The organism is Streptomyces rubrogriseus (assembly GCF_027947575.1).
GTDB classification, from domain to species: domain Bacteria; phylum Actinomycetota; class Actinomycetes; order Streptomycetales; family Streptomycetaceae; genus Streptomyces; species Streptomyces rubrogriseus.
Genome location: NZ_CP116256.1, coordinates 4,395,833 through 4,413,143, shown reverse-complemented (window position 1 = coordinate 4,413,143; position 17,311 = coordinate 4,395,833). Strand labels below are relative to the sequence as shown.

Genomic DNA, 17,311 nt, shown 5'->3' with positions numbered 1-17,311 from the left:
TCCCCTCCTTGTCCAGATGTGGCCGTCAGCTCTCGGGTTCGCCGATGTAGGTGCTCGGCATAATGATCTGTTCGACGCCAGGGGCGAGAAGTGGTACTGCTACGGCCTGCGTAGAAATCACCTGTGCGCCGGTGGCTTGGGCGGCATCGGCAATGTCGCGGAGAACTTCGTGGACGACGTCGCTTGCGATTCCCTGCTGGAAGGGGTTGTCGAGCATGAGGAGTCCCGGATACGGGCAGTCGTCCCCCAGGTCCCTGGCCAGGAATAGTAGGGCCCTGCTATAGGCGAGGAAGAACAACACTCGCGCTTCGGCTCCTAGAACTTGGTTCCAGGGGCGGGTGCCGACGTAGAAGGTCAGGTCGTCCGCGCTGATCGCCGCATTCCCTGCCACCCAGACATCATCGCGGTGGCGGTTGAGGAATTCGTTCATCCGATCAGCAAACAGGGCGCAGCGGTCGATGGGCGTTCTCCCTGTGGTGGGGGTTTCATCGAGTTGCCGCTTCAGTTGGTTCAGTCTGTCTTGGGCCGCCTGGCACGTCTGCGTAGCGGCAATCTTGCGGGTGAGCATCTGCTCGATGGCGGGCAGCGCCATGAGTTTTTGCTCCAGGGCGGCGGTCTGGGCGGCCATCTCTTCGAGTCTGGCCATGAACGGTGCGAGGCGGGCGGCCCGGTCGACGTTTAGCTGCCTGGCAATGTCTTGATGGGTGCTCTGGGCGTGCCGGTGGTCGGCTTTTGCTTGGTCGAGGTCGCGGCTGGTTCGGGCGATGACTTCCTGGAGGTCGTCGGCCTCTGCGGCCAGGGACCGCTTCTCCAGTTCTCCGCGTCGTCTGCGCTGGTCCTCGGTCACTGGCTGGGTGCAGACGTAGCAAGTGCCCTCTGGGTGTTCGCGATGGATGTCGATCTTCTGCTCGCAGGCAGGGCACAGGCGCACCGGCAGGCTGTCGAAGATGTCGACGGAGGCTAGAAGGCGTTCCATGCTCCATCAGAACCGACTTGCGGGCCGAACTCGACGCGGTTGTCAGGCAACGTTCCCATCTGACCAGCGAAGTCACGCGCGATCTTTTCCGCGTAGATTGTCGCAATATCGGCCTCTGGCCGTCTGGTCCCCTGCAGGCCGCAGCCCACAACCGGTTGCGGATGTGGGCCGCGGACGGGACGTGGGAGAAGATGTTCACGGCTCTGCTCGCCCAGGCCGACGCCGAGGGCGACTTGGACTGGGTCGTCGCGGTCGACTCCACGATCGTGCGGGCTCATCAGCACGCGGCCGGGGCCCGTCAAAAGGGGTTCCGGCAGGCGAGCCGTCCGACCATGCCCTCGGACGGTCCCGTGGTGGTCTGACCACGAAGATCCACCTCGCCACCGATGGCCGCTGCAGGCCGCTGGCATTCGTCGTCACGCCCGGGCAGGCTGGAGACGCACCCGCATTCGAGCAGGTCATGGCCCGATTACGGGTGCCCCGCCGGACCGGCCGGCCGAGAGTCACGCCGGATGCGGTCCTGGCCGACAAGGCCTACTCTTGACGGGCGATCCGTCGTCATCTGCGGCGCCGCGGAATCCGGGCGGTGATCCCGCAGCCCGCCGACCAGGCCGCAAACCGCAAGCGGCACGGCAGTCGCGGCGGCCGTCCGCCAGCCTTCGACCGCGAGGCCTACAAGCAGCGAAACACCGTCGAGCGGTGCATCAACAAGCTGAAGCAGTGGCGTGGCCTGGCCACTCGCTACGACAAGACCGCCACCATCTACCTTGCCGGACTCCACCTCGCCGCCATCTTCATCTGGTCCGCAAGGTGATCCGAAGGAAACGGCCTAGGGCCGACCGTGGTAGTCGAGGGAACATTCCAGCAGTTCAGCGGTCATGTCACCCCCAGTCAGTACGTCCGATGTTGACTCGCCGAATCTCGTCCGAGCTGACCTCACGGTCCTCCAGCTCACACACTTTACGGGTCCGTACCCGGGCCAAGTCCTCCAGGTGCACCCGGTGGAAGTGGATGCTGTGGTCCTCGGTGGCGCTGACCACGTGGATCGGCACGGTGACCAGGCCAAAGCTGATGGCGCCGGACCAGATGGTGCGGGGCATGACGAACCTCCAAGGCAGCCCCGAGCAACGCCAGTGTGGGATCTCAAATTCCGCTGCATAGTCTCAGGGCCAATTGCACTGCGACTGCACTTGTGCAGTCAGCATGAGACCCACTGTTCAATATCGACGCCCATTCGAGTGACGGCACCAGATAAGCGCTCGTCCCGCGTCAGTCGAACGGCACCTTGGATTCGTTGGCCCCGTTCCTCGGGGTGGGGGTAGCACCACTAGAGCCTGTCTGACAATTCGCGTTAGATCAGCGAACCTCTGCCGAGCTGGCAGCCCGGGGTGCGCCGGCAGTCCGGCAGATATTTCCGGGCAGGACCTACGAGCGGCGGGCCAACAAATGAGCGTCGAGGAAGCCCCGCTCGGAGGCCGGATCGTGGAGCAACCGGGCGAAGGGAACGAGCCCGGCATCGGCCAGCAGTCCAGCGAGGCGATCTGCCGGCCAACTGTAGGCAGGCGCCACCTTGTGGTCGAACCGGACCGGTTCCTGCCCGTCGGTCCCGAAGAAGGAGACCAGGAGCAGACCACCTGGCGCGAGAACGCGTACCTGCTCGGCAAGCAGCTCCGGCAGTTCTCCCGGAGGGGTGTGGATCATCGAGTAATGGGCCAGTACGCCGCCGAGCGCGCCATCCTCGATCGGCAGGGATTCCATCCGCGCCTCCTGGAAAAGCAGCGCCGGATGGAAGGCGTGCGCCGGCGCCTCACCCATCACCAGGGCCTCCGGCAAGAAGTCGAGCATCACCCGCCGGTGGGTCAAGAACGACCGCCTCAACCACGCCGGCTACTTACAACGGCTAACAAAATGGTCGTCGGGCCTGCTTACAGGTATCCCGGCTCGCCGTCGGCGTTGAACCTTGTCAGGGAACGCTCCAGCAGCTCCAGAAACTGTCGTAGGTCATCGGCTACCTTGTCGAGCTCCGCTTCGTCCAGCGAAGCCGTCCGCGTCCGGTAAACGGCCCCATCAGGCCCCGCGACATAGATCAGGCCGCCGCCGTTCGAGCCGATGACCAGGCCACGGCTCCTTTTGTCCGTGCCGACGTCGACAACGCCGTACTCCTGGAGCCGCAGCAGGAGGTCACCGGCCGTATCGAGGAAGTAGCCGTTGCCGACGTCCTCCCAGGTGACATCACCGATGCTTTCGTAGAAGGTGATCAGGTCAGCCGGTGTAGGGGTGACTTGGGCGAGCGTGCGAGCCGCGGCTTGATCATCGTGGTCGGCCGGCCGGACCTGGTTGATCCCAGGAGGAAAGCCGTGCCGATGCTCGAACTCGCCCGTCATGGTCGTGAGAGTCCCGCTGACCCTCTCTGTCCACGAGGCCAGCCAGGCAGGCGAAAGCGATCGGTCACTCATGAGGCCGGATCATGGCATGAGCCACGGACATCCATGGAGTGCCCAGCGGTTCCAGTGTCAGCGCAATGCCCTGAGCTGCCGATGGGTGATGAGGCAGCAGGCGAGTCTCAGGAATGCTTCGTGAATGTCGGCTCGCCGCTCCCAGCGGATTCGCAGGCGACGGAAGCCGTGCAACCAGGCAAAGCTCCTCTCCACAACCCAGCGGTAGGTGCCCAGTCCGGTGCCGTGCAGGGTGCCGCGGCGGGCGATCGCGGGCACGACGCCGCGGGCGCGGACCTGGTCCCGGTAGATGTCATGGTCGTAGCCCCGGTCGGCGAACAGGGAGTCCGGCTTCCGGCGAGGATGACCGACCCGGCCGCGGACCGGCGGGATCGCGTCGAGCAGGGGCAGGAGCTGGGTGACGTCGTTGCGGTTGCCGCCGGTCAGCAGCACCGCGAGCGGAGTGCCGTGTCCGTCAGTGATCAAGTGATGCTTGGAGCCGGCTCGTCCCCGGTCAACGGGCGATGGGCCCGTGTGCTGCCCCCTTTTAGCGCCCTGACGTGCGAGGAGTCGACCACCCAGCGGGACCAGTCCAGACGTGCGGCAGCGTTCAGTTCGGCCAGCAAGATCTCGTGCAGCCGTTGCCAGACGCCGGCCTCGTTCCAGTCCCGCAGCCGGCGCCAGCACGTCATGCCCGACCCGAAGCCGAAGTCCTTGGGCAGGTACTCCCACTGGATCCCGGTGTGCAGCACGTACAAGATCCCGCACAGCACCTCCCGGTCCGGCAACGGCTTGCGACCTGGATGCCGGAACCTGCGCTCACGCTGCGGCAGCAGCGGCTCCACAAGGTCCCACAGTTCATCCGACACGATCCACGGCGACATCCCCACACCGAACCAAACGCTCAACTCCCGTGCCGGACACGGCAACCAGGACTCATCCACCTCATTGTGTTAGCCGTTGTTATGGGCCTTCTCCGCCATCACCACCTCACCCGGCGCTAAAGCCCACTACCGAAGGCGTCGCGACGAACACGGAGACTGGCATGCCGCAGCCCAGAGGAACCTCTTCAACCGCATGCTTGGACAGCTCTACCACTGCGTCCAGCACGGACAGCTCTTCGACGAGGCCGTCGCCTTCCCCACGGCGGCGAAGGCTCTCGCGGCATGAGTTCCATCAGCCACCGACTGCGCGGGACCAGCCCTTCTGGATGACTGCCTGCTTCCGTTCAAGCTCGGCATCCGTCATCCGGTTGGTGAAGGTCCCCGGAATCGTGAGCGAGCGGCCGTGGGCCCTGACGACCCGAAGGTCCCACCAGATTCCGCTCCGTGACACCCTCTGCCGCTTCTCGATGCGGGCGACCTCGCTCCAGGGAACCACTTGCCTGCTGACGAAGGTGCGGAACTCCAACCCCCTCGCGGTCAGGAGGACCCGGCCATAGATCGCGTTGATCGTGCTGAAGACCACAACCGCGGAGAAGACCCCTACTCCACCGACCCACCACCATTTTCCCGGCTCATGCGTGGTCAAGCTCATCGCCACCATCACACCAGCGAGCGTCAGCATCAGGATGCCGGTCCGCCACCAGTACCTCTGCCGATCACGAGAGTTGAAGCCGATCCACACATCGGGCATGTCCATAACACTACCGACGCACACAGGAACAACGACCACCCGGGCTTGACGAGTTACCTGCCTGAGGTGCCTAATCCGCCCGCCGTCGTCTCCCTTGTCTGCACGCTCATTCGCAGGCGTCGCCTCAAGACGGCGCGCTCTTGATCCTTTTACGAGCTCCAAAGAGCGCAGCTCGCTGGCCTTCCGGGCGGCATTCGCTGTACCGCGACAGAGCACGCACGCTGCCAGCCCGTCAGGGAAGCCGCAGGTCCCGCAGCTGTCGCCGGGAGGTGATGCTCAGCTTGCGGAAGATGCTGCGGAGGTGGGCCTCAATGGTGCGCGGGCTCAAGAACAGCTGTGCGCCGACCTCCCGGGAGGTCGCCCCGGTAGCTACCAGCCGGGCGATCGTCAGCTCCTGTGCGGTGAGCGCGTCCGAAGGCTGGGCGGACCGGCTGCGTGGGTGCTCGCCGGTGGCGCGCAGCTCGCGGGCGGCGCGCGCTGCGAACGCTTCCGCACCCATGTCCGACAGCATCTGGTGGGCGGTGCGGAGCTGCTGGCGGGCGCCTTGACGGCGGCCCTCGCGGCGTAGCCACTCGCCATAGACGAGATGAGTCCGGGCCAGCTGGGTGGCCACTCGGCAGTTTCGTAGCTGCTCGATCGCCTCGCGGTAGTACTCCTCGGCGGCCGGGCCGGTGCTGACCAATGCCCGTGAGCGCGCTGCCAGCCCGAGCCCCCACGGGGTGCCGCTGGCCAGCGCCCGTGAGCTGAGCTGGTCCAGCGCAGCGGTCGCATGCTCCGGCCGGCCGCTACGACATGCCGCTTCAATGAGCTCGGAGTGGGCCAGGTTGCTGTGGGTCAGCTCGTCGGACTCGAAAGCCCGCGTCGCAGCGACCAGAGCCGCCGGGTAGTCGCCCAGACCGTTGTGCAGCACCGCCATGGCGTACTGCGCCAGGAAGTCCTCGGTTCGGCCCCCACGCCCAACCGCTTCCCGGACCATGGTCGCGTGGACCTCGGTGGTCTCGTCCGAGCGGCCGCGCCAGGCAGCCAGGATGAGCTGGCCGTGGAGCACGGGCACAGTTCTGGTCGCGGCCGCGATCGCGGTCTGCTCGGCGGCCCGGGAGAAGTCACCAGAGAGCACCAGCATGACGGACTGGACGAGCAGTGCTGCCGGGAGCGTGGCCAGCGCGCCGGCTTCCCTGGCCAGCCGGACATGACGAGCGGCCAGCGCGTGCACCATCTGGTCGTCGAAGACCGACATCGCGGTCCGGCCGGCCAGCCACAGCCAGCGGCGGTCGTCGCCGTCGTTCACGGCATGATCGTCCCGCTCGTGACGATTGAAGGCGTCCAACGCCCGCCGCAGCCCGGGCACTCCTGCCGCGTAGCCCTGCGTGAACGTCGTCACCAGCCCGTCGAGCAACAGATCCACCGGCCTCGGCGACTCCGGTGGTGCGGGCGCGGCCCGGGCTGCGTCGGCCACCGCACGCACGCCGCCGGGTCCGCGGTCGCCGGTAACGATCGCCGCATCGAGCGCGTCCAGGTAGGTCTCCCGGGACAGCGCCGGGTCCAGCGGGGCGAGGGCCTTGGCGGCGTCCAGCAGCATCCGTGGCCCCTCGCCGCCCCTTGCCCCGTGGAACGCGATCCGAGCATGCAGCAGCTGTATGCGGGCCTGCGCCACGGCGTCCAACGGCCCGGCCGCGGCGACTGTCAGCAGCTCCAGGGCCTCGGGCGCACCGGCCTCGTGCTTGGCGTGCGCAGCTTCCAGGGCTCGTTCCGCCCGGACGGCCGGCCTAGGGGTCAGCTCGGCCGCACGCTTCAGGAACGCCGCCGCGGCGGCCAACCCGCCGCGGGCGCGGGCCCGTCCGGCCGAACGCTCCAGCTCCGCGGCGGCGTCCTCATCAGTGCCCACCACCGCCTGCGCGCGGTGCCAGGCACGCCGGTCCGGATCGACCTGCTGGTCGGTGACGGCGGCCAGCGCGCCGTGCGCCCGGCGCCGGTCGGTCGGTGTGGCCGCCCGGTATACCGCCGAGCGCACCAGCGGGTGCCGGAACCGCACACGGAAGTCGAACTCCAGCAGCCCGGCGGCCTCCGCGGGCGCAGCCGCCTCGCGGGCGATCCCCAGCTCCGCGGCCGCGCGCCACAGCAACGCCGCATCCCCGGTCGGCTCGGCCGCGGCAACCACCAGCAGCATCCGCGCGTCGGCAGGCAGGCTGTTCGCGCGGCGCTGAAAGCCGTTCTCGATCCGGCGCGGAACGCTCACTACGTCCGGCAGCTCGAACCCGCCCGCGAACTGCACCGCCGGAGCACCCCGGGGTAGCTCCAACAACGCCAGCGGATTGCCGCGCGCCTCGGCTACGATCCGGTCGCGCACCACATCGTCCAGCGGTGCGCGGACCGCGGTGGCCAGCAGCGTCTGGGCATCGGAGGCCCCCAGCCCCGCCAGGCGCAGCTCCGGCAACCCGCTGAACGCCTCGCCGTCGGTCACACCGGGATCGCGCAGCGCAAACACCATCACCACCCGCTCGGCCCCCACCCGCCGGGCCACGAAAGCCAGAACCTGCGCAGACGCCTGATCGAGCCACTGCGCATCATCGACCACACACAGCAACGGCCCGGCCTCGGCCAACAGGCTCAACACTGCCAACCCCACCAGGAACCGGTCCGGCGCAGCACCCTCGTGCAGCCCGAACGCCACCCCGAGCGCAGCCTGCTGCGGCTCGGGCAGCTCGACCGCCCGCGCCAGGAACGGAGCGCACAACTGGTGCAGGCCCGCGAACGCGAACTCTGCCTCGGCCTCCACCCCCGCCGCGTCCTGAACCCCGAATCCCACCGCCACGGCGGTCTCCCGCATGTGCTGCAAGAGGGCGGACTTGCCGATGCCGGCCTCCCCGCGCACCACCAACACCCCGCTGTCGCCGCCCTGCGCCCGAGCCAGCAGCTGCTCAAGCGCCGCCTGCTCGGCGCGCCGTCCCACGAGCATCGCCTGGTCCTCCCCTGGCGCCGACACGGTGTCTATCCGGTAATTCTCACCGACGCGAAGCGCGCGGGCAGCATCGGGTCGTCAAGATGCCGGCCTCCCCCGCGCCAGGGTCGGTGACGGGATAAGGGATTTCCACCGACGCGGACCAGGCGCCTTCCCCGCGACTCTGAGAGCCGACAGCAGAGCGACCGGGAAGGGAGCGGCCACCGTGATCAGCACCGAGGTGTTCTTCCCCGCCGACGAGGAGTCCTCCCGTTACGGCAGCAGCGCGAGCGGGTCGCCGTCCACGCCCTGGCCTACCGGGAGCTGCACGGCGGTGGGGCGGGCTGGCGGAGGCCAATCGCCGACGCCGGCTCACGCGCCCCTGACCACGCCGAAAACATTGGGGCCGACGACACGTCGGTCGACGACACCTGAAGGGAACAGCCGTGGCCTGGAGACCCCGCCAACTTGCCGATCTCGCCGATCTCGCCGATCTCGCCGGCACCAATGTGGGTGCGGTGCGGCACTACCCCGACGTCGGCCTGCTGGAGGAGCCGCCGCGGCGCGCCAACGCCACAACACGGCGACGAACCTGCCCCTCGACCTCCTCGGCGGACCTACCGCCGTGACCGCGTTCGCCTCCGGCCTGGATGACGCGACTACCCGTTTCGACCGCAACGAGCCACAGCTCAACGTCTCCACCGGCCCGGACGACGAGCGCGACACCACCACACCGGCCGCCATCGTCGAGAGCATGCGGGCGGTGCCCCTCGCTGGCGGCCTGCAGCCGGCCGGCCGCGAGCGGCGCACCACCTCGCTCGTCGCGAACACCACCGGCGACGCCACCATCCGGGCCGGCATGCCAGCCGGGTGGCTGATCGGGGACAGGACCGGGACCGAAGCACAGGGCGAGCGCAACGACGTCGGGATCGTGCTGCCCCCGGACCGCGCGCCGCTGGTCTCGCCGTCTACGCCGACCCGGCCGACCCGGCCGACCCGGAGTCTACGGCCGGCAACGCCACCATCGGCGAGGCGACAACGATCGCGGTACGGCGGCTCGTCGGTCAATAGCAGGCACACCACCCTCGGAAAGGAAAGATCATGGGACACGTAACCATCGGGAACGAGAACAGCACGCCGGTCGAGCTCTACTACGAGGACCAAGGCGCGGGTCAGCCCGTCGTCCTCATCCACGGCTACCCGCTCAACGGCCACAGCTGGGAGCGCCAGACGCGCGAGCTGCTCTCCGCCGGCTACCGCGTCATCACCTACGACCGCCGCGGCTTCGGCCGCTCGTCGAAGGTCGGCACCGGCTACGACTACGACACCTTCGCCGCCGACCTGAATGCCCTGCTGGAGACCCTGGACCTGCGCGATGTCGTCCTCGTCGGGTTCTCGATGGGCACCGGCGAACTCGCCCGCTACATCGCTCGATACGGCCACCAGCGGGTCGTGAAGCTCGCCTTCCTGGCCTCCCTGGAGCCCTTTCTCGTCGCTCGGGACGACAACCCAGACGGCGTGCCCCAGGACGTCTTCGACGGCATCGAGGCCGCGGCCAAGGGCGACCGCTACGCCTGGTACGAGCAGTTCTTCTCCAACTTCTACAACCTCGACGAGAACCTGGGCAACCGCATCGGCCAGGAGGCGGTCACAGCCAGCTGGAACGTCGCCATCTCCAGCGCCCCCGTGGCCGCCCATGCCGTCGTCTCCTCGTGGATCGAGGACTTCCGCGCCGACGTCGAGGCCGTCCGGGCCAGCGGCACGCCGGCCCTGATCCTGCACGGCACCGCCGATCGGATCCTCCCCATCGAAGTCACGGCCCACCGCTTCCGTCGGGCCCTGCCCGACGCGCAGTACGTGGAGATCGACGGCGCCCCGCACGGGCTGCTGTGGACTCACGCCGACGAGGTCAACGCCGCCCTGCTCGCCTTCCTGGGAGACCCACTCCCCAAGGGCGTCCGCTCCGGTTCGGAGGAGTCGCCATGACCACGGCCACCGGCGCCTCGCCCCGCCGCGCCGACCTCGGCGTGCGCCCGCGGCGAGCGCCTCGTCCATACGCTGCCCGTGCCCTGGCAGCGGTTCGGCGTGCTCGATGCGCAAGCTCGTCATCGACGAACGACGAACGGGACCCGACCCTACCCGCGGCAGCGGGGCCATCGGTCAAGGTAATCGGGCCCGTGGTCTGCGGGCCTAGAAGCACCTGCGGCAGGCCGCTGAGCATGCGCACACCATTCACGGTCAGGTCGGCACCACCGAACGGGACCCGGCTCGGTGGGGTGGCACTGCCACAGCAGCGGCCCGAGGATGCGCTCATCAGGATCCGAGCGGGGCTCACCGGCATCGCGCTCGTGCACGGGGTCGGCGTCCTCGTCGGGGCGTCGGACGATCCCGCCGACCTCGGACGGTACGGCACGGACCTCTGGGGCCGGAAGATGGTCACGGCTGAGAGGACGCGATGAGGGCAACCGGTGCTCCGGCTCCGCTCGTCGGACGACAGGCAGAGATCGCTGCCGTGACCGAGGTGCTCGACCGAGCCCGCCGTGGCTCCGGTGGCGCCCTGGTGCTCTGGGGTGAGCCGGGCATCGGCAAGACCGCACTTCTCGACCACGTCACCGCGGCGTCTCCCGATTTCGCCCCGCTGGCGGTACAGCCCGCACGGTGCGAGTCCGGGACCCCCTTCGCCGGCCTGGACACGCTACTCCGGCCGGTCGAGCACCTGATCGCGACTCTTCCGGTGTCCCAGGCGGCAGCGTTGCGAGGCGTGCTCGCGGGCGAGGTCACCGGAGCGGGCCGGTCACTCACCGCCGTGGCGGTCCTGTCCCTGTTGTCGACGCTGGCAGTCGACCGCCCGCTCCTGATCGTCGTGGACGACGCACACCGGCTCGACGCGGAGACCGAGTTCGTGCTCGGATTCGTCGCCCGGCGGGTGGGGACCGATCCGGTGGTGGTCCTCGTCGCCGGCCACGACGTGCCCGCCGACGGATCGTGGGAGGGGGTCGATCCGCTCGCGGTGAGTCCTCTCGCTGACGACCACGCCGCCCAACTGGTCGCCGCCGCTCACCCCGGCCTCGACGGCCCCGAGATCACCCGCGCGGTGAAAGCAGGTGGGGGCAACCCGCTGGCACTGCACGAGCTGCCTATACCAATCGACGATCTTGCCGCCGACACGGTGCCCGTGGGGCCCCGGCTGCGTAAGGCCTTCGCCGAGCGCCTGCAGACCATGCCGACCCCGGCACGCGAGTTCGTCGTGCTCATGGCCGCGGCTCGTGCCGACGGTGACCAGCTCACGCTCGCACGGTCAGCACGTTCCCGCGACGCCGAGGAGCCGGTCTGGGAGGAGACGACCTGGTCGGGCCTGCTCGCCGGGACGCCCGACCGGCCTGCGCTACGGCACCCGGTGGTCCGGGCCGCTGTCTACGCGAGCGCCTCCCCGTCTGAACGCAGGAACGCCCACCGGACCCTGGCCGCCGCTCTTCCCCCGGGCAGTCGCGGGCATGTCTGGCACCGGGCCGCGACCGTTCACGACGTCGACGAGGAGATCGCCGGGCTGCTCGAGCAGACGGTGCCCTCGGGCGCCGGCGCGGTACCGATCCTGCGGCGGGCCGCCGAACTGTCCGCCGACCCGGCCGCTGCGACCCGCAGGCTCGCCCGCGCGGCCGTGGCCGCCTGGCACGGCGGCGACGCCACGATGGCGCGTCGGCTGCTGGCCGATGCCCGGAGCCTGACCGACGAGGTCCTGACCACCCGCGCCAGCCGCGGCCTGCGCGGGGTACTCGAACTCGCCGAGGGGTCTCTGGAACGAGCCCACCGATCGATCAGTCGCGACATCGCCGCGTTCGACGATCCGCGCATGAGAGTGGAGCTCGGCGCCGCTGCCCTGCACGCGGGATGGTCCGCGGCCCGCGACGACCTCGTCGGCGAGACCCTCACTCGTCTCGCGGGGCTGACGACCCCTGGGCTGCCCGACGTCCTCCCGATCGTCCGGACGTGGTGGGGGCCGGCGACGGACCCGGCACAGGCAGCGTCGTCGGCAGAACTCGGTGACGTCATGGCGCACATCTCCCGGGTGGAGTCGCAGCTGCTCCCAGCGTCGCCGCTCGGACTGGTGTGGGGCCTCGACGAGCCACTCGCCGATGCCGTGCACGCCCTTGTCCGCAGGCACCGCCGTCACGCCGATGGCACCTCGCTTGCTGCGGCGCTGGCTCGGATCGCGCGACTCGACATCGCCGCGGGCCGGTGGGGCGCTGCGGAGGACGCCGCGGCCGAGGGGCTCGCGTCGGCCGAGCGGATCGGTGCCGAGCACATCGCTGCGGAGTGCCGGAACTGCCTCGGATGGCTCGCCGCCGCCCGCGGTGACGGCCGCAGCGTCGACAATCTGACCGTTCGGACCCTGCAGCTGGCCGGGCCGCGCCGCGACCGTGCGGTCAGCGCCTCGGCCCACTGGAACCGTGGAATGGCCGCTCTGGCGGCCGGTCGCGCCGATGCTGCACTCGACCTGCTCGCCCGCTTGGACGAGCACGGGCACGAGGCAGCACATCCGATCGTCGCTCTGCTGGCAAGCCTGGACACGATCGAGGCCGCCGTGCACGCGCGGCGGCCGGAGATCGGCCAGCGCCGCGCCGAGGCGCTCGACGCCTGGGTACGGCGCACCGGCGCGCACTGGGCGAGATTCACAGCACACCTGGCACGCGCACTGCTGGACGAACCCGCCGCCGAACGGTCCTACCGGGCGGCGCTGGACGTGCCCGGTGCGTCCCGGCGCCCGTTCGACCACGCACGGGCCCGGCTGCTCTACGGCGAGTGGTTGCGGCGACAGCGGCGGCGCCGAGACGCCCGCCAGCAGCTCGACGCCGCTGCCGAGACGTTCCACGCACTGGGAGCGCACCCGATGCTCGAGCGGGCCCGGCGTGAGCAGCGTCTGATCATGGCACCCGCACGCCGTAACACTGCCGCCGGCACGGGCATGGCAACGCTGACGGCACAGGAACGCCGGGTGGCCCAGCTTGCCGCCGGCGATCTGACCAACCGGGAGATCGGGGCTCGTCTGCGGATCAGCGACCGCACCGTCGGGCATCACCTATCCAACGTGTTCGCCAAGCTGGGGCTCTGCTCACGGCGCGACTTGGCGGCCACCGGCATCTCCGGACGGAGATGATCCCGGCTCGGTCGCGACGCCTCACCGCCTACCGTGCACGAGCTCGTTAGAGGGCATCTGATCTATGTAGTTGGTAGTTAGGGAGGATCTTGTGACTACCGGTGTTGGCGGTCGTTGGGCGGGGCGTGAGTGGCCGAGACCAGTCAGGGCATCGACGCCGGCAAGAAGATCAAAGGACGCAAGCGGCACGTCATCACCGACGCCCTCGGCCTGGTCCTGGCCGTCTTGGTCACCGCCGCGTCCGTGCACGACACCACCGGCGGCAAGCTCCTGCTCGACGACCTGGCCGCGGCCCACGCCACCGTTTCGAAGGTCTGGGCCGACGGCGGCTACCAGAGCAGCATCCTCAACCACGGCGCCGGACTGGGTATCGATGTGGAAGTCGTGCAGCGGCGGACGAAGGGTTCGAACCGCTGCCGAAACGGTGGGTGATCGAGCGGATCTTCGGCTGACTGATGCAGCACCGTCGCCTGGCACGGGACTACGAAGCCCTCCCGCAGAGGTCCCGGGCGATGATCCATCGTGCGATGGCTAACAAAATGTCCCGCGAGCTCACGGGAGAATCTACGCCAACGTGGCGAACCGAAACGGACATGCACGCCAGAACGGTGTGAACGTTGATCAGATGCTCTCTTAGAGCTGGCAGGTCAGCGGCGGGTGACGGCGTAACCTGCGTCGCTGACGGCACGAGTCCATACGTCGCGGTCGAGCCACTTGGTGATGTTCGGCTGCAGCTCGGTGATGGTGCGCATCCGGGCTTCCCAGTCGTGTCCGGCGGGGCCGCGGCTGCCGTATGGAAATCGCCCAGTGTCGGGGCGAGGGGAACGCGCCCCGGTCAGCGCCACAACGGTGACAACTAGGGCAACCCATCGTGCTTCAGCTCATTTCTGGCCCGGTGCGCACTATTTCCTCGCCCCACATCAGGTCCTGGGTGCCCTCGTGCTTGACCAGGCCGGGGTTGATGCCGAGCTTGAAGCCGCCGGGCAGCGGCTTGCCTTCCCGGTAGGGCAGGAAGTCCAGCGGCGAGGGCCCGCCTGCCGCGTAGACGACGCAGTCGGACAGGATCGCGATGGGGTACCGCCCGGTGAAGGCGGCGTGCTTAACGATCTTGCGGTGCAGGTTGATCCGGGTGCGGGAGATGACCGCCGCCCGGATGTCCGGCCGCCACGTCGGGCGGGACAGCGCACGCCACGGCTCGCCCGGTCTCCAGCCCTCGCCGCGGGGCCGCTCGCGGAGCTTGCCCAGACCTCCCTTCACCGTCGCCTTGACCGCCGTGACAACGATCGCCAGTTCCGGGTCATGGCCCTTGTAGCCGTCCATCGCCGCAAGGAAGTCCGCCGGGGCGAGGTCGGCGTCGACGCCGAGGTCGGCCATCGTGGCGAGGTAGGCGTCACGGAGCCGGTTGTACCAGCCGTCCAGGTACCGGCCTGCTCGTACCGGACCCACGCCTCAATCGGCCGCACCTCGTAGCCGAGCTCCGCCGCGTAAGCGACGGTGGGCGTCGCGTACCAGGCCGGGCCAGTCAGGCGCTCGCCCTTCGGCGTGAACGGAGAGGGCAGCAGCGAGCCGTCCAGCTCCACCCACTCCTTGCCGACCTTCACGCGGGACAGATCGCCGTGGGACAGGTCGACCAGCCAGGAGCCGGGCAGCTTCGCGTCGAACGCGGGGGCCTTGACGCACGCCGACGACAAGACGCTGGCCGCCCTGGCCGCCGCAGGCACGGTGACTGCCGCCGATGCGCTCGCCATCCTGCGGCACCGAAGGGCCTGGGCCGGGCTGGTCTCCGCCCTTGCACGGCACCCTGGGCAGGTCGAGGCCGCTATCGCTAAGCCTGCCTGACTCCGCTCGCCGCGTACCTTCTCCACTCGGAGCCCGAAGAGGGCTGGGAGGCCGTGTCCGATTTCTCAAAGGACTGGTCCCTGGATTTGGCCGGCCACAGCGGCTGGGCGATGCTGGCCCGGTGTCCCGAGCGGTGGTCGGAGCTCGCCACTCACCCCACACTCGGTGCGGCCGTCCAGCACCTGCTGCTAGACCAGGCCGAGACCCAGGCCCTCGAGGACTCCCGCCTCCGCGCCACCGACCCCGACGGCGCGGAACTCCCCGCCGATCCGGCGCCCGCTCTCAGCGAGAACCTGCTGCGCGCCTGCCTGCCGGCCCTGTGCCTGCCTGAGCTGGCCGGCCTGCCCAACCCGCAGGTGACCGCCCGCCGGACCCTGCACCACATCGCCAACCGCGTCCGCAGCAACCCGCGCCTGGCCGACCTCGCCGCCGACCAGCTGCACTCGGCCGCCGACGCTCTCGTCACCCGCGGCCAGCTGCTCACCTGGTCCGACAGGCAGGAAGACGATCACGAGTTCGACGGCCGCGTCCTGCGTCTCGCCGAGGACCCGGCCCTCCTCAGCGCCACCCCCGACCACCTCGCCGGGGCCTGCGCCCAGCTCGCCCGGCTGGATCAGCCGGCCGTCGTCTCCCCCAAGCCGAGCCGGACTCCGATCCGCGTCCTCGACAATACCGACCCCGACCGCCCGGCCCGGCTCCTGGAACGCCACTACGAGCACCGCCGCGTCCAGACTCTGACCGTCCTCGCCAGCCAACCCGCACACCCCGCACGCAGCTGTCATGGGCGTCTTGGGCGGGCTGCACCCTGCCGTACTGGCCTGGACCGCCGAGAAGGCCGACGGCCCCGACTGGTTCCTGGCCGCGGCGGCCGCCATCCCGGTTCCGGAAGACGAGGACGACGGTGTGGTGCGGCTGGTGGACGACGACGAACTCGGCAAGCACCCCGGCCCCGCGGCCGTCCTGCCGTCCTGGCTCGACTCCCCCGCCACCGGGGAGATCCTCTCCCGCTCCGAGGTCTACCGCGCCGTCGCAAAGTCCCGCTACCGCACCCTGGAGCACCTACGCCAGATCCCCGCCGACGAGGCCCTCGCCAACCACGAACCCGACGTCGCCCTGACGATCCTGCTGGACCGCTGCGGGCGCAGCACCGACCGGTGGGAGGCACTCGCCGCTGCCATGACCTTCGACTACGACGGCGAGAAGATCACCTTCCGGGAACTCCTCGACTCCTTGGACCCGACGCCCGCAGAGGCGCAGACATCCTGACCGTCGGGAGAACTGTAGGTTCTCGCGATTCGTGTCATACGACGCTGCTGTGACCTCGGGCTCGGCGGGTGTCTCAAGCCATGTCTGAGGCGGTCAGTCTCAAGGTCGTGTCGGAATCCTCTCCATCGCCGGACGCAGCCACGGCTCATCACCGTCTGTAGTGCAAAGAAGCGTCGCGAGCTGCCCGCAGGAATACGACGGCACCGGAATAGGTGCTCCGCGCCGGTACGGCGTCCGTCGCGGTCGCCGTAGTGGACCGGGACCGGTCGGCAATGGCGTACCGCATTGACGATGGTGAGCAGGACCTCGGAATCCGGATAGTCCGGTTCACGGGGCTCATCTCTGAGGGTGAGTTCGGAGAGCTGTTCCACGTACGGTTTGCCGGAGCGCTGAGGTTCACTCTGCGCACGGCTCCAGGCCCGCGTCGCGGGCCAGGAGCGCCGCTTGGACCCGGTTGTCGCAGTCGAGCTTGGTGAGGACGCGGCTGACGTAGGTCTTCACCGTCGCCTCGCTCATATGCAGGCGGGCGCCGGCGGCCGCGTTGGACAGTCCTTCGCCGAGCAGGGCCAGCACCTCGCGTTCGCGACCAGTCAGCCCGGCCAGGCGGCGGCGCGCCTCCTCGCCACGCACGGTGGCGGCGGGGGAAGCGAGGGTGTCCACCACGTGGCGGGTGGCGGCCGGGGACAGGTAAGCGTTGCCGGCCGCCGCCGCGCGGACTGCGTGGATCAGCTCCTGCGGGGCGGTGTCCTTCAGCAGGAAGCCCGCACTGCCGTGGCCGAGCGCCCGTAGGACGTTGTCGCGTTCCCCGAACGTCGTCAGGATCAGCACCCGTACCCCCGGCGCGGCACGGCCCAGTTCGGCCAGCGCGGTCAGCCCGTCCATCACGGGCATCTGGATGTCCAGCAGGGCCACGTCGACCGCGGTGCTCCGGGCGGTGTCCACCGCCTCCCGGCCGTCCCGTGCCTCGGCGACGACCTCGATGTCGCCGGCGGAGGTGAGGATCATTCTGATGCCTGCTCTGATGAGCGGCTCGTCGTCGGCGATGAGAACCCGGATCATGCGATCTC

The 17,311-nt window shown here is 69.5% G+C and carries 11 protein-coding genes and 6 pseudogenes; 7 read left to right on the top strand and 10 right to left on the bottom strand.

Annotated elements, in window-relative coordinates; translation table 11 throughout:
- Positions 1-25 precede the first annotated feature (25 nt).
- Entirely contained in the window at positions 26-976 is a 951-nt protein-coding gene (locus Sru02f_RS20210) for a hypothetical protein (RefSeq protein WP_109031364.1), read from the bottom strand.
- Positions 977-1,101: 125 nt separating this feature from the next.
- Here Sru02f_RS20210 and Sru02f_RS20205 point away from each other — a divergent pair.
- Positions 1,102-1,790: pseudogene (locus Sru02f_RS20205) on the top strand (IS5 family transposase); the annotation flags it as partial.
- Positions 1,791-1,893: 103 nt separating this feature from the next.
- Here the strand turns inward: Sru02f_RS20205 and Sru02f_RS20200 are convergent.
- From Sru02f_RS20200 to Sru02f_RS20185, 4 genes and pseudogenes are all read right to left on the bottom strand, one after another.
- A pseudogene (locus Sru02f_RS20200) lies at positions 1,894-2,076 on the bottom strand (Ku protein); the annotation flags it as partial.
- Between the two features lie 325 nt (positions 2,077-2,401).
- On the bottom strand, positions 2,402-2,821 hold the full coding sequence (locus tag Sru02f_RS20195) for a class I SAM-dependent methyltransferase (RefSeq protein WP_373103736.1): 420 nt from the start codon (positions 2,819-2,821) through the stop codon (positions 2,402-2,404).
- 80 nt (positions 2,822-2,901) lie between these two features.
- The gene (locus Sru02f_RS20190) at positions 2,902-3,360 is read right to left on the bottom strand and encodes an SMI1/KNR4 family protein (RefSeq protein WP_109031505.1); all 459 of its coding nucleotides are present in this window, start codon (positions 3,358-3,360) and stop codon (positions 2,902-2,904) included.
- A 129-nt stretch (positions 3,361-3,489) separates the two neighbouring features.
- Positions 3,490-4,295, bottom strand: a pseudogene (locus Sru02f_RS20185) (IS5 family transposase).
- A gap of 79 nt (positions 4,296-4,374) precedes the next feature.
- Here Sru02f_RS20185 and Sru02f_RS20180 point away from each other — a divergent pair.
- Positions 4,375-4,581: pseudogene (locus tag Sru02f_RS20180) on the top strand (IS110 family transposase); the annotation flags it as partial.
- A 6-nt stretch (positions 4,582-4,587) separates the two neighbouring features.
- Here the strand turns inward: Sru02f_RS20180 and Sru02f_RS20175 are convergent.
- Both Sru02f_RS20175 and Sru02f_RS20170 read right to left on the bottom strand, forming a co-directional pair.
- Positions 4,588-5,046 (bottom strand): hypothetical protein, encoded by a 459-nt coding sequence (locus Sru02f_RS20175; protein ID WP_109031503.1) that lies wholly within the window; start codon positions 5,044-5,046, stop codon positions 4,588-4,590.
- A 232-nt stretch (positions 5,047-5,278) separates the two neighbouring features.
- Entirely contained in the window at positions 5,279-8,002 is a 2,724-nt protein-coding gene (locus tag Sru02f_RS20170) for an AAA family ATPase (protein ID WP_109031363.1), read from the bottom strand.
- 607 nt (positions 8,003-8,609) lie between these two features.
- Here Sru02f_RS20170 and Sru02f_RS20165 point away from each other — a divergent pair.
- The 4 genes and pseudogenes from Sru02f_RS20165 to Sru02f_RS20150 all read left to right on the top strand — a co-directional run.
- Complete coding sequence (locus Sru02f_RS20165) at positions 8,610-9,098, top strand: serine hydrolase (protein WP_244941809.1); 489 nt, start codon at positions 8,610-8,612, stop codon at positions 9,096-9,098.
- Complete coding sequence (locus tag Sru02f_RS20160; protein ID WP_109031361.1) at positions 9,086-9,970, top strand: alpha/beta fold hydrolase; 885 nt, start codon at positions 9,086-9,088, stop codon at positions 9,968-9,970. The genes Sru02f_RS20165 and Sru02f_RS20160 overlap by 13 nt, the downstream gene beginning before the upstream one ends.
- A gap of 526 nt (positions 9,971-10,496) precedes the next feature.
- Entirely contained in the window at positions 10,497-13,139 is a 2,643-nt protein-coding gene (locus Sru02f_RS20155) for a helix-turn-helix transcriptional regulator (protein WP_244941808.1), read from the top strand.
- Positions 13,140-13,268: 129 nt separating this feature from the next.
- A pseudogene (locus tag Sru02f_RS20150) lies at positions 13,269-13,753 on the top strand (transposase); the annotation flags it as partial.
- A gap of 262 nt (positions 13,754-14,015) precedes the next feature.
- Here the strand turns inward: Sru02f_RS20150 and Sru02f_RS20145 are convergent.
- Both Sru02f_RS20145 and Sru02f_RS20140 read right to left on the bottom strand, forming a co-directional pair.
- Positions 14,016-14,815, bottom strand: a pseudogene (locus tag Sru02f_RS20145) (telomere-associated protein Tap); the annotation flags it as partial.
- Positions 14,816-15,166: 351 nt separating this feature from the next.
- Entirely contained in the window at positions 15,167-15,733 is a 567-nt protein-coding gene (locus Sru02f_RS20140) for a hypothetical protein (RefSeq protein WP_159107522.1), read from the bottom strand.
- Between the two features lie 25 nt (positions 15,734-15,758).
- Between Sru02f_RS20140 and Sru02f_RS20135 the strand changes: the two genes are divergently transcribed.
- The gene (locus Sru02f_RS20135; protein WP_109031356.1) at positions 15,759-16,244 is read left to right on the top strand and encodes a hypothetical protein; all 486 of its coding nucleotides are present in this window, start codon (positions 15,759-15,761) and stop codon (positions 16,242-16,244) included.
- 396 nt (positions 16,245-16,640) lie between these two features.
- Here Sru02f_RS20135 and Sru02f_RS20130 read toward each other — a convergent pair whose 3' ends face one another.
- A complete protein-coding gene (locus Sru02f_RS20130) occupies positions 16,641-17,303 on the bottom strand; it encodes a response regulator transcription factor (RefSeq protein WP_003977863.1) in 663 nt (220 codons plus the stop codon).
- Positions 17,304-17,311: the final 8 nt, after the last annotated feature.

Bases quoted from the DNA above. Each gene is read 5' to 3' on its own strand.
- Sru02f_RS20210 (WP_109031364.1), bottom strand. From the start codon at position 976: ATGGAACGCCTTCTAGCCTCCGTCGACATCTTCGACAGCCTGCCGGTG.
- Sru02f_RS20195 (WP_373103736.1), bottom strand. From the start codon at position 2,821: ATGCTCGACTTCTTGCCGGAGGCCCTGGTGATGGGTGAGGCGCCGGCG.
- Sru02f_RS20190 (WP_109031505.1), bottom strand. From the start codon at position 3,360: ATGACGGGCGAGTTCGAGCATCGGCACGGCTTTCCTCCTGGGATCAAC.
- Sru02f_RS20175 (WP_109031503.1), bottom strand. From the start codon at position 5,046: ATGCCCGATGTGTGGATCGGCTTCAACTCTCGTGATCGGCAGAGGTAC.
- Sru02f_RS20170 (WP_109031363.1), bottom strand. From the start codon at position 8,002: ATGCTCGTGGGACGGCGCGCCGAGCAGGCGGCGCTTGAGCAGCTGCTG.
- Sru02f_RS20160 (WP_109031361.1), top strand. From the start codon at position 9,086: ATGGGACACGTAACCATCGGGAACGAGAACAGCACGCCGGTCGAGCTC.
- Sru02f_RS20135 (WP_109031356.1), top strand. From the start codon at position 15,759: ATGGGCGTCTTGGGCGGGCTGCACCCTGCCGTACTGGCCTGGACCGCC.
- Sru02f_RS20130 (WP_003977863.1), bottom strand. From the start codon at position 17,303: ATGATCCGGGTTCTCATCGCCGACGACGAGCCGCTCATCAGAGCAGGC.